This is a genomic window from Nocardia arseniciresistens, from assembly GCF_046764875.1.
Taxonomy (GTDB): domain Bacteria; phylum Actinomycetota; class Actinomycetes; order Mycobacteriales; family Mycobacteriaceae; genus Nocardia; species Nocardia arseniciresistens.
Window position 1 is genome coordinate 1 of the sequence record NZ_JBKORD010000009.1, and the last position, 14,161, is coordinate 14,161.

General features: G+C 65.5%; 3 protein-coding genes and 1 pseudogene. All 4 read right to left on the reverse strand.

Going from position 1 to position 14,161, the window contains the following annotated elements; all coding sequences use genetic code 11:
- On the reverse strand, positions 1-4,480 hold a 4,480-nt coding region (locus ACLMAJ_RS17675), incomplete at its 3' end, for a beta-ketoacyl synthase N-terminal-like domain-containing protein (RefSeq protein ID WP_412014817.1).
- Between the two features lie 110 nt (positions 4,481-4,590).
- Positions 4,591-10,719, reverse strand: a pseudogene (locus ACLMAJ_RS17680) (type I polyketide synthase); the annotation flags it as partial.
- Between the two features lie 904 nt (positions 10,720-11,623).
- Positions 11,624-12,301, reverse strand: coding sequence for an MmyB family transcriptional regulator (locus ACLMAJ_RS17685; protein ID WP_412014818.1), 678 nt, complete (start codon positions 12,299-12,301; stop codon positions 11,624-11,626).
- A 1,397-nt stretch (positions 12,302-13,698) separates the two neighbouring features.
- Positions 13,699-14,151 carry a hypothetical protein gene (locus ACLMAJ_RS17690; protein WP_412014819.1) on the reverse strand — a complete coding sequence of 151 codons (453 nt, stop codon included), beginning with the start codon at positions 14,149-14,151 and terminating at the stop codon, positions 13,699-13,701.
- Between the last annotated feature and the right edge of the window lie 10 nt (positions 14,152-14,161).

Sequence of the window (14,161 nt, forward strand, 5' to 3'; positions counted from 1 at the left end):
GCAACAACGAATACGCCACATCCCCCACACTCACATCCCCATGCGCCACCAACCACTCACCCAAACGCCCCGCCTGCGCACGCAAACCCTCCTCCGACTTCGCCGACACCACCCACGGCACACTGTCGCGATGACCCATCGCCACAGGTGATTCACCGCGATGAGTCGTCGCGGCGACCGCGGGCGCCTCCTCGAGAATCAGGTGCGCGTTCGTGCCGCTGATGCCGAACGACGAGACGCCCGCACGCCGCACCCGCACGCCCGCAGACCACGCGTGCGCCTCGGTCAACAACTCGACATCGCCCGCCGACCAATCCACATGCGGGCTCGGCTCGGCCACATGCAATGTCTTCGGCAAGGTTTCATGCCGCAACGCCTGCACCATTTTGATCACACCACCGATGCCCGCAGCGGCGACCGCGTGGCCGATATTGGACTTCACGGACCCGATCCGCAGCGGCTCTTCGCGGTCCCTACCGTAGGCGGCGATCAACGCCTGGGCCTCGATCGGATCACCCAATGCCGTTCCGGTGCCGTGTGCCTCGACCGCATCTACATCCGACGGCCCCAGGCCGGCATTGGCCAACGCCTGCGCGATGACACGCTCCTGTGACGGCCCGTTCGGCGCGGCCAGGCCATTGCTCGCACCGTCCTGATTGATCGCGCTGCCGCGCACCACCGCAAGAACGTTGTGGCCCAACCGCTGCGCGTCCGACAGGCGCTCGACCACCAGCACGCCGACGCCCTCGGCCCACGTCACACCATCTGCGGCCGCGGAGAATGCCTTGCACCGTCCATCGGCGGCCAGTCCCCGTTGGCGGGCAAAGTCGACGTACAGCGCAGGGCTCGCCGCGATACTCACACCGCCCGCGAGGACGAGCGATGTCTCGCCCTGACGCAGCGCCTGGCACGCGAGGTGCAGCGCGACCAGCGACGACGAGCACGCGGTGTCCACCGTGACCGCGGGCCCTTCCAGGCCGAAAACGTAAGAGACGCGGCCGGATATCACGCTGTGCGACGTCCCGGTCAACCGGAAGGCTTCGTATTCGCCGGTCACGCCGCGCGAATAATCCGACGAGCAGGCGCCGACGTACACGCCGGTGTCGGTGCCGCGCAGCGAGGCCGGGTCGATCCCGGCCTGCTCCAAGGCTTCCCAGGAGACCTCCAACATCAGCCGCTGCTGCGGATCCATCGCGGCCGCCTCGCGCGGACCGATGCCGAAGAATCCCGCATCGAAACCACTCACGTCGGACAGGAATCCACCTTCTCGGGTGTATACAGTGCCCGGCTTGTCCGGGTCCGGGTCGAACAGCCGCTCCAGGTCCCAACCCCGGTCGGACGGGAACGGCGTGATCGCATCCCGACCCGCCGCAACGAGATCCCACAGATCCTCGGCCGAGGCGACGCCACCGGGGAAACGGCAGCCGATGCCGATGATCGCGACCGGCTCGTCGGAGTGCGCGCGACGCACCACCCGCCGCACGTCGAGATCCACACCTTCGAGCCGCGAACGCACCAGGCGCGCCACTCCGGTCGGTGTCGGGTGGTCGAATATCAGCGTTGTCGGCAACTCCACACCGGTGGCCGCCACCAGCCGGTGTCGCAGTTGTTGTCCGCTCACCGAATCGAACCCGATCGCGGTAAACGGCAGCTCGGGATGGACGGCCTCGGGCGAATCGTGGCCGAGTACCACCGCGGCCTGCTCGCACACCACCGCAAGCACCAGCGTGTCCCGCTCGCGCTCGGGAACCGCGAACAATCGCGGCGCCAACGGACCCGCTACCACAGCACGCCGCTGTCCAGCCGGAGCAGCAGTGCGCGACGCCTGCCCCGAAATGCTTTCATCCGGGGGCGACGGGAGCGAATCCACGCCCTCCAGCGTCCAGCACTGCCGCCGTTGGAACGCATAGGTCGGCAGGTCCACCCGCGCGGCCCGCCCGGACAACACCTCCGGCGGCACGTCGATACCCACGCAGTAGGCACGAGCCAACGCGGCGGCGAACTCTTCCGGACCGCCATGGCCGCGCCGCAATGTGCCGATAACGGCCACCTGATCGACTTTGCCGATCGAGTCCGCGGTCGATTCGATCGCCGTGGACACCACCGGGTGCGGGCTGGTCTCGACGAATGCGGTCATATCCGAACGCAACAACGCCTCGATCGCCTCGGCGAACCGAACCGGTTCCCGCAGCCCTCGATACCAATATCCGGCATCCAACTCCGCGGTGTCCATGAATTCCGCGGTCACCGTCGAAAAGAACGGAACCGAACCGGATCTCGGCCGAATCGACGCCCACTCGGCCAACAACCGATCCCGAATCCGCTCCACCGCAGGCGAATGCGACGGGTAATTTATCGGAACCTGCTTCGCCCACACACCATCAACCGCACACCCGGCAAGGAACTCGGCCAACGCGGCCGACTCGCCCGTCACCACCGTCTGTCCCGGTGCGTTCACCGCCCCGATCGACAACCGATCGCCGAACACCGCCAAGCGATCGGTCACCGCATCCACCGCCGAACCGACCACCGCCATGCCCCCCGATCCCGCCAACGCCTCCGTGAGAACACGCGACCGCACCGCCACCACCCGCGCCCCATCCGCCAACGACAGACCGCCCGCCACCACCGCCGCCGCGATCTCCCCCTGTGAATGCCCCACCACCGCGGCAGGCTCCACCCCACCAGCCCGCCACAACCACGCCAGCGACACCGAGACCGCGAATATCGCCGGTTGTAGGACATCTTCCCGCTCCAGTGCCGGAGCCCCTGGCGTCCCGCGCAACACCTCCGTCAACGACCAGTCCACGAACGGCGCCAACGCCGCCTCGCAGTCTGCGATCGACTCCGCGAACACCCCACCCCCAGCCAACAACTCCGCGCCCATCCCCACCCACTGACTCCCGTGCCCCGGAAACACGAAAACCGCTCGCCGGGACGCGGCTCGACCCGAGACCGCAAGGGCCGCACCCGCAACCGGTTCCGACACCGGATCGACCAACGCGGCCAACCCCGCGCTCATCGCATCGACATCACGCCCGACCACCGCACCCCGCCACTCCAACGGCGTACGCGAACGCAACAGTGAATAGGCCACATCGGCGACACCGGCATCCGGATGACCCGCCAACCACTCGTGCAGCCGAACAGCTTGCCCCCGCAATGCCTCCGGACTCTGCCCGGACAACACCCACGCCAACGGCAGCGCGGTGTCCGCCGGCGTGGTCGCCTCGCCGACAGGCGCTTGCTCCAGAATCACATGCGCGTTCGTGCCACCCATGCCGAACGACGACACCCCCGCCCGACCGACAGGTGCGGCGGACCAGGTCTCCGCCGCGGTCTGCACCCGCAATCCCAGCTCATCGAGTGGGATCCGCGGATTCGGGGTGCGGAAGTTCAGACTCGGGACCACTTCCCGATACCACAGGCACAACGCGGTCTTGATCAGCCCCGCGATCCCCGCGGCGCCCTCGAGATGTCCGATGTTGGTCTTGACCGAACCGACGGCCAACGGCGCACCCTCGGGGCGGCCCACGCCATAGGTCTCGCCGAGGGCCGTCGCCTCCACCGGATCGCCCGCGGGTGTGCCGGTGCCGTGCAGCTCCACATAGTGCACCGATTCCGGTTCCACGTCCGCGGCCGCGAGCGCGGCCCGGATAACCGCCGTCTGTGCAGCCACGCTGGGCGCGCTCAACACCTGACGCTCATTGCCGTTGTTGACCGCACTACCACGAATTACCGCATAGACCCGGTCGCCGTCAGCGACCGCTCGTGCCAGCGGTTTGAGCACGACAATGCCGCCGCCCTCACCACGGACCGTCCCGTCCGCACTTTCATCGAAGGTATGGCACTTTCCCGATGGCGAGTGCGCGCCGAACTGTTCGTAGCGTTCGCCACCCAACGGCGACAGAATCAGATTCAGCCCACCCACCAGCGCCACATCGCATTCACCGCGGCGCAGCGATTCACACGCCAGATGCACCGCGACCAGCGACGAGGACTGGCCGCTGTCGACGACAAGGCTCGGGCCGGTGAACCCGTAGTAATTGGAGATCCGGTTGGCAGCGACTCCCCTACCCACGGCCGACAACGAATGCCTGCCGACACTGGTTTTGCCTTGCGACGCAAGCATTTCGGCGAAATCGGTTCCGCTGCTGCCCAGGAACACCCCGACCCGGGCGCCGTGTCGGTCGCGGTGCCCCGCGTCTTCCAACGCCTCCCAGCTCAGCTCGAGACCGAGCAGCTGCTGCGGATCGATCGAACGCGCCTCATTCGGCGGCACGCCGAAGAAATCGGCGTCGAATTCCGACGCCGAATCCAGGAACCCGGCCGTCTCGTCGATTCCCGGACGGTCGGCGGGCGCAGAGCCGATGGCGTCACGACCGTCGCGCAACAACCGCCAGAAGCTCTCCAGGTCGGCAGCCCCCGGCATCCGGCACGACATTCCGACAATTGCGATCTCATTCGCCGAATCGACCATGGGGTTCCTCTATCTCGCCTTATCGGATACCAAGCATTTGCTATTTCGCGCTCGTGTGCTTCAGCACCGACATCAGCGACCGCCACACCGGGGCGGGCTTGCCGAGCTGGTCATAAAGAATCGCCATCGGTCCTCACCTCTGCCGCGAGCCAGCGCCGTATCTCGTTCGCCGCAACGGCGCTGGCAGCTCCGATGATCGAGAAATGGTCGGCGTCGATCTCGACCGTCTCGCCGGTGTGCAGCCATGCGGGCGCCCGCTCGACCAGATCCATCCCGGGCAACGGCGCCGAGGCCTGCAAGCTCAACATCGGCGCGGCGATGGACGCGGGCTGTCGTTCATCGAATATCTGCATGTACTTCCCCATGGCGACCAAGCCGTGATCATCGATCTCGGTCATTTCGTGTCCGAGGTCGAGCAGCGAGCCCATCGCACTCACGAACACGCGCCTGCGTTGCTCTGCATCGTCGGGCGAATACGGGTCGAGCAAAATCACCGCTGCGGGACTCCGTCCGCCCTTCTCGAGGCGATGCGCCAACGCTTGCGCGACCGCGCAACCTGCCGAATAGCCGACAAGAACGATCGGCTGTCGGCTGTCGGTGCCCTCCACAGTCGTCGCCAGGCAATCCAGCAACACATCCCACGACCTGGGCAGGAGTTCCCCGGGCCGGGTTCCCGGCAAGCGCAGCGCAGTGATCGGGTAGTCGGCGCCGAGCTCGCGCGCCAGCCGACCGAACATGTGCGGTCCGGTACCGACCATGAAGGTCGGTACGCAGATCAGCGCGGGGCCGGCTAGCGCACGGTCGCTGCGCTCCGTGCCCCTGCTCAGCGGTATCGGCGTCGGCGTGACCAGCTCGGTGCTGGTGGCGAAGGTCTCGGCAATCTTGGCGATCTCCACCAACATCGGTATCGCGGTGTCGACCTGGCCCCGCCGGTGCGCGGCCAGGAACAGATCGGTGAGCGGGCCCCGAATCCCGGTTTCCACCATGGTGTGCGCGGTTTCCGTCGCAATCGGCTCGTCGGTACGGATCCGACGAGCCGGCCGGATGGCGGCAGCTTCGCCACTGCCCAGGACACCGACCCGAGACAGCACGAACGCCGCCAATGCGGCCGCAGTCGGGTAGTCGAACACCAGCGTCGACGGCAGTTGCACGCCACTGGCTTTGGCAAGCCGATTGCGAAACTCCACCCCGGCCAAGGAATCGAAGCCGAGCTCGGTGAATGGCGCGACGGGATCGATGGCGTCACCGGAGGTGTGCCCCAGCACTACGGCGACATGCTCGCGAACTACCTCGAGCACCAGAGCCTCGTGTTCCTGCGCCGGGGCGGCGATCAGCCGCCGCACCAGCGTCTCGCTGGTATCCGCGGCACGGCGCACGGGCGTCGTGACGATCGAATGCAGCATCCGTGGCAGGGTTCCGCCGCGCGCCTGAACCGACAGTGCCCCGGTGTCGAACTCGGTCCCGACCACCATCGGCGCCGTCGCGACGATCGCACGATCGAACAACGCCAAGCCATCCGCCGTCTCCAACAGACGCACTCCCAGCCGGCCCATCCGCGCCATCGCCCCGCTCCCCAGACCGCTGGTCATGCCGCTGGCCTGGTTCCACGATCCCCACGCGATCGACACCGCGGGCAGCCCCGCCGCACGGCGACTCGCCGCCAGCGCGTCCAGGAACGCATTCGCCGCGGCATAGTTGCCCTGTCCCGGCGAGCCCATCACCCCCGCGACCGATGAAAACAGCACGAACGCCGAGAGATCCCGATCGCCGGTCAACTCGTGCAGATGCCAAGCGGCAGCCGCCTTCGCAGCCAACACCCGGTCAACTTGCTCGGCGGTCAATGTTTCGATGGTGCCGTCGTCGAGCACACCGGCCGAATGGATCACCGCGCTCGGCGCGAACTCGTCGGGCAACCCCGCCAGCAAGGCCGATAATGCCGCACGATCGCTCACGTCACAGGCCGCTACCCGCACCTGCGCACCCGAGGCCGTCAACCCGCCCACCAATTCGGCCACGCCGTCTGCACGCTCTCCCCGCCGTGACACCAGCACCAACCGTCGCACGCCGTGTGCATCGACGAGGTGCCGAGCCACCAGAGCTCCCAAACCGGCGGTGGCGCCGGTGATCAACACCGCACCCGCACCGAACGCCGAACCGTCCGCCACTGCCGAACCGGCCTGCCGCCGCAACCGCGGCGCAAGGAACCCACCATCGCGCACGGCCAGCTGCGGCTCGTCCGAATCCAATGCCGCGGCAATCACATCGACCGGCACGTTCTCCGCTACGCCCGCGTCGAGGAGAACGAACCGACCCGGATGCTCGAATTGCGCACTGCGCACCAGGCCCCACACCGCCGCACCCGCCGGATCCGGCGCCCGGCCCGACACGCTCACAGCGCCCCGCGTCAGCACCACCAGCCGCGAGCCGCTCAACCGCTCCGCGGCCTGCCACGTCTGCAACAGTTCCAACGTCGACTGCACCCAGGTGCGCGTCCGCGCCACCACATCACCCTCGGCTGTGCCGTCAGGTGACCACACCACGACCTCTGCGAGCGCCTCGTCCTCGAGCAACTCGGCGAGTCCGGTGCCGAGTACCGCCATCGAACCGTGGTTCCTCTCCGAGGGGGCCGGCGTCGACACCCATTCGAGAGCCAACAGCGACGCGCGACGACCGGGCGCAGTGTTCAACGCCTGTGCATCAACGGGCCGGGCGGCGAGCGAATCGAGGCTCAGCACCGGCGCCCCAGCGGCATCGACGGCGACCACCCGCATCTGCCCGACGCCCGACCGAACCAATCGAACCCGGACGGCGTTCGCTCCGGCACGGTACAACCGCACCCCGGTGAAGGAGAACGGCAACGGCAGCCGACCCGACGGCATGTCGTGCGCCTGTTCGGCGACCGCCGCGTGGAAGGCGGCGTCCAACAGCGCGGGATGAATCCCGAACGCCGCTGCCTGATCACCGTATTCGTCCGCGAGAGACACTTCGGCGAGCAGATCGTCGCCGTCGCGCAAGACCGACGTGACCCCCTGGAAGGCGGGGCCGTAGCCGAATCCCAGGTCTGCCAACTGGTCGTACAGCCCGTCGTTCGACACCGGCTCGGCCCCGGCGGGTGGCCAATCCCCGGATAAGGCTTGTCTCAGAGTGTTTTTATCCGGGAGCGCCCCAAGGCAGGCTCCGGTCGCCTGTCCCGACTCGACCCACCAGGCAACGGTGTCACCGATCGGAGCCAACACACCATTTGCATGCGAAATCCACTCGCCCACATCAGAATTCCCGGTGACAATGGCACGAGAGTGGATCATGAATCGGCGTCGACCCACACTGTCGGCAGGTTCTACACCGAGCTGAATATCGACCGCGGTGTCTGCCTCGAGCAACAGCGGTACTTCGAACAGCAACTCCTCGACGAGCTCGGCTTCCGTCCGTGCGCCCGCGGTCAGCGCCAGTTCCAGAAAACCGGTCCCGGGAAACAACACCGAGCCGAAAACCGCGTGATCGGCGAGCCACGGATGAGTACGCAACGACACCCGTCCGGTGAACAGCCATTCATCCTTGTCTGCCAACGGCACGACGCCGGTCAGAATCGGATGATCCGATGACCCCGTCGAAGAATTACTGCCGGACTGCTCCAACCAGTATCGTTGACGCTGGAACGCATAGGTGGGCAAGGACACCCGGCGCAGCGACCGGCCCGTAAACAATGGCCGCCAGTCCACCTCGATACCGGCGGTGTGTGCGTGCGCCAGCATCGTCACACACTGCGTCACCTCGTCAACCGAGCGTCGAGACGCGGAGGCCACCATGGAGCCCGCCTCGATGTCCGGGCTTTCGGCCAGGCACTGGCGAGTCATCGACGATAGCACCGCATCCGGCCCCACCTCCACGAATCGCCGTATTCCGGCTGTCACGAGAGCGTCCACACCTGGCGCGAATCGCACACATTTGCGCACCTGCTCAACCCAATAGCCAGGCTCACACACCTCATCGCCTGCCTGCGCACCTGACACGTTCGAGAAGAACGGAACAGTCGGCGCTCGATAGGTCAACCTTTCGGCCACAGCACGGAATTCGGTCAGCATGGGGTCCATCTGCGCCGAATGGAACGCGTGGCTCACCCGCAATCGTGACGTCTTGACACCCTCGTCGGACAACCGGTGCTCCGCCTCATCGACGGCGTCCGTGTCACCGGACAGCACCACCGACGACGGACCGTTCACCGCCGCGACCGATAGTCGATCCCCGTTGGCCGCCACGATCTCGACGGCCCGCTCCTCTGTCATGGCGACCGCCAGCATCGCGCCGCTCGCGGGCAGTGCCCCCATCAACCGACCACGCGCCGCCACCAACACACACGCATCTGCAAGCGACCACACCCCCGACACATATGCGGCCGCCAACTCCCCGATCGAATGCCCCGCAACCACATCAGGCGTCACACCGAACGACTCCACCAACCGGAACAACGCCACCTCGAACGCGAACAACGCCGGCTGGGTCCACTCCGTCCGATCCAACACCCCCTCCGGATCCGCGAACATCACCTCCTTCAACACCCCACCGAGCAACGGATCGAAACCCGCACACACCTCGTCCAACGCAGCCGCAAACACCGGAAACGCTTCGTACAACTCCGCCCCCATCCCCACCCGCTGCGCACCCTGACCCGTGAACAGAAACGCCGTCCGACCCTCGACCACCGATCCCGACGCCACATCCGCCAACCCCGCCAGCAACTGCGCACGATCGCGGCCCACCACCACCGCTCGCCGATGCCACTGCGTCCTGGTGTCGATCAACGACGACGCCACGCTCCACACATCCGCATCCGGATGGTCGACCAGCCACTGCCGCATCCGATTCGCCTGGGCGCGCAGCGCAGCACCGGACTTCGCCGACACCAGCAACGGCACCGCGTCCACCATGGCTGTGGGAACCGCGGCACCCTCAACCGAGGAGACAACGGACGCGGGTGCTTCCTCGAGAATGAGGTGCGCGTTGGTACCACTGATCCCGAACGACGACACCCCCGCCCGACGCACCCGCTCACCCGCAGGCCACGCCTGGGCCTCCGTCAACAACCTCACCGACCCCGCCGACCAATCCACATGCGGCGACGGCGCATCCACGTGCAACGTCCGCGGCAACGTCTCATGCCGCAACGCCTGCACCATCTTGATCACCCCACCCACACCCGAAGCCGCCTGCGAATGCCCGATATTCGACTTCAACGACCCCACCCGCAACGGCTCGACACGGCCCTGCCCATACGCCGCGAGCAACGCCTGCGCCTCGATCGGATCCCCCAACGGCGTACCGGTCCCATGCGCCTCCACCACATCCACATCAGCGGGCTCCAACCCCGCAGCCGCCAACGCCGCCGCGATCACCCGCTCCTGCGACGGACCATTCGGCGCAGTCAAACCATTCGACGCACCATCTTGATTCACCGCCGAACCCCGAACCACGGCAAGAATGTCGTGCCCCAACCGCTGTGCGTCCGACAATCGCTCCAACACCAACACACCGACACCCTCACCCCACCCCACCCCATCCGCCGATGCCGAAAACGCCTTGCACCGCCCATCGGTCGCTAAACCCCGCTGCCGCGAAAACTCCACAAACAAAAACGGCGTCGACATCACTGTCACACCACCCGCCAACACCATTGACGCCTCGCCGCGCCGTAGTGCCTGACAGCCCAGATGGATCGCCACCAGCGACGACGAACACGCCGTGTCCACCGTCAGCGCCGGGCCCTCCAAGCCCAACGTGTACGCCACTCGCCCCGACACAACGCTGCCCGCCGACCCGGTGAGCGCATACCCCTCCGCTGCCCTTGCCGTGTTCTCGTAGCCTGTGTACGCCAACCCGGTGATCACGCCCGTATCGCTGCCCCGCAACGACGACGGATCAACACCCGCATCCTCCAACGCCTCCCACGACACTTCCAACAACAACCGCTGCTGCGGATCCATCGCCGCAGCCTCACGCGGACCGATCCCGAAAAACCCCGCATCGAAATCACCGACACCGCGCAGAAAGCCGCCCTTCCGCGTGTACACCTTCCCGAACCGGTCCGGATCGGGATCGTACAACCCATCCACATCCCAACCCCGATCCACCGGGAACTCGCTCACGGCATCCGAACCGGACGCAACCAGATCCCACAACTGTTCCGGCGACTCGACACCACCCGGATACCGACAACTCATACCGACGATCGCGATCGGCTCGTTGATCCGTTCCCGCAGCTGGGTCAGCTCGTCGCGAGTCTCCATGAGCTCGACCGTGAACTTTTTCAGGTACTCAAACATCCGTTTGGACGAATCATCAGTGCTTGTGTCCACGTGTCACATCCAGGTCCAGCGCATTTCAGGGTCGTCGAAGAAGCCCGATGGCGCGAGCGGGGCCATCGGGCTACCGATATCGTTCGTTAGGTGTCGATTACGAGGCGACGCCTCTACGTGTCAGCCATCGATCGCCATTCGACCGATAACGTCCTTGGTGAACAGCTACTCGCCCGCGCACTTCGACAGGAACGGGTGGCTCGACAGCTACCCAGATGTACTCCATGCGGACGTTCAGTTCACTGCGGTGAAAGGTGCCGGAAGCGTCCTAGCTTTTACGCGACGTGACACCCGCGACCGGTGTCCTTCTTCCCGGAAGACGAAATCAGCGCTCATTGGATCTCTCTCTTCGCCAAGCAAGCAGCAACAGATTTGCCCCAGTTGCCTGCTGATAGCAGCCTGCCAGCGGTATCGGGTTCTCGCAACTCGTGCGCTCCGGAGCAGACCACGGCGGGTCTGTGAGAACAACGGTGTAACTCTGAACGGGGATGCACCATGACTGATGTGATCGCACGGGGCCGACAACGACTCGGCGGCAGCAGGTTTGGACGAGCGGCAGCTACGGGCACGGACCACTGACCGAACGCCAGCTCACACTTCTCCGACGCTGGTGGAACGGCGGCTACCGCTCACAATAAGACTGAACAGACCTACAGATCAACACAGGCAAGACTTTCAGGCCCGAGGTTTCCGGACAGTCCGCGCGCACGACCGCACGACCGTCTCGGCTTACCGACCGGTCCGCGCGACCCACCCCCGTACTCGCCCCCGAACCTCCACAACCCCGACTCCCCTACCCCACCTCAGCATGGAACTGCTCCCGATGCTCCACCCACGGACGCTGACGCTCCAGCTCCGACATCGCAAGCAACTCACCCAACTTCGCCCACGCCACCTCATCGGTCGGGGTATACACCTGCATCCATGCATGCGGCAACGACGGCAAACTCATACTCGTCAAAAACATCTCCAACTCCCCCACCGCCAAATTCCGGACCTGCTTCGTCCGACTCACCGGAACCGCAACATCATTACGCGCCCACAACGACGCGAAAATCTCACTCTCCGAACACAACTCGGAAATAAACCCCTCCCAACCAGGATCACCCAGATTCTTCCCATAAGCCCCACGCAGATAACCCACCATCCGACGCAAGTCATCCCAATTATGATGGTAGGTATTGCAGCACTGCGGGGTCAGGAACACCCGCCGCACCACATTCCGTTCTCCGAGCAAGAAACCCGGACACAACGCCTCATACGACTTGTTATGCGCCAACACGTCATAACGCGCACTCAACACCACACCCGGCAACGGCTCCAAGTGGTCGAGAATAACCTGCAACTCCTCCGGCAACGTGGTACCCGCATGCGCGGTCGGCACCGTCGGCACATCCGCCAACCGATACAAATGCGCCTTCTCCGCCGCATCCAACGACAACGTCCGTGCGACCGAATTCAACACCTGCACACTGACATTGATGTTCCTGCCTTGCTCGAGCCAGGAGAACCACGGAAAGGGGCATCGATGGGCAACATCGCCACAGAAGCGCAAAGCCCCAGCTCAGACACATCTTCCGCCCGGATGTACACCCAAGTCCGCCGTATAGCGGGCTTAACGCAACACGAACTCTCAGTGGCGGAGTCCTCTGCCGACAGCGCGATGCTCGACCGGAGATGGCGGACCAGTTCAGCACCTGCTGTGGCGTAAACATGATCAGCGGGCCGTCCACCATCGCCGTGGCCACACGACGCACCGCGGCAGATCGCTGTAGCACTGGTATGCCGAGGCGAGCCACGGACCGAACTGACGGGCTCAGGAAACAGTCCTCGACTCAGGCGCGGTCCGCCGTAGAGCAGACTGGGCGGACTGGCTCGATCTTCCGCGTCGCTTGGCGGCAAGAGTCGATCCCGAATCCGCTACCAATGGATTAGTAGTCCAGAGCTTACCAACGCATTCGCACCGATTCGGTCATGTGCGCATATGCGCCTGCCAGCCCGAATCCGCGACGAGGCGGCGAAACTCGGATGCTTTGGATTTCTACGAGTTTCGATCGGATTCGAAAGATTCACGCAATCGTAGCTAAATCGGTTGTAGGTCAACGATATTGAGCACACGAGACGTTCCTGAACCCTGCGATATAAGGCGCACCCGTCGATCGGTCGCAGCCGATCGGTTGAAGCTGAGGACAACTCGGCCCGCGGGATGCCGGTGCGGGCGGAGGCAGCCCGACGAACGATCGGACGTGCCACCAAGGTCGGGGAGGCCATGGATGAAGGTCTGCGACGTAACCGTGGCGAGGTTACAGAGGCATAGCTGGGTGCGCCCTGTCGAAGGGCAGCCGCTCGGACACGACCGCAAGAGGCGGTGCAGCGGGGCATCGGCGTCGAGAGTGGCGGCCATGCCGTCGGTGAAGGCGCGGCGCAGGTCCAGCACCATCGCCGATGCGGGCGACGATCTCGTCGTAGTGGGTGACGCACACCGCCTCGTACTGCCGTACCGCCTGGGCGATCAGTTCAACCTTGTCGTTGAAGTAGTAGTGCAGCACACCGTGGCTGAAATCCGACCCAACAGGAGTGATTCCGGCGACTACCTAGCCAAGCAGAGCTTCATGTACCGCGGAATGGGACGAACTGATCGAACGGGTCGGCGTCGCCAGACAGGCCGCCGCCGGGACAGGACACAGAGCCGTCCCGGTCCTCGACGACCGAGTCGCGATCACCATCCTAAGATCACGCTTCACCCTCCGGAATGGACTGCTCGCCAACATATTTCATATCACAGCCCAAACCATCTCGAACGTGACCCGCCAGACCGGACCCCTGCTCGACCTCGCCGGTTACACCCCGAGCCGACCGGAATCATCTTCACCACCCCAGCCGAAATCGCCCAATAACTCCGCCACCAACACCGACGCTGCGCAACGCCCGCGTCCAGCGCCCGCATGAGCATCGTCGTGGCGAGCTCGGGCTTCGTCGCGAACTTTCCGCGCCGTCGCTTTCCGCACCGTCGGCTTCCACCCCCGCGATGACTTGGACCTGGTCGACCTGCGCGGGCAGCATCCGCACAGTGGGGGCCCGGCAATCGCCGTAAAGCACGGGCAGCTCTTGCGTGGCCGCGGCCACGCCGTCGGCGAGCGTCTCGGGCTCGAGCTGGGAATCCAGGCGCGGCAACGCAATCAGCATATGCAGCCGATCCGGTGTCAACCCTCGGCCCGGGTGTCCGACGGGCACGTGCACGGCGACGCGGCGGTCCATCTCCGAGTCCGACGGATCGCCGAGCCGCAGCTCCAGCCGAGTCCCTATCTGGTCCTTGACCACCGGACGTATC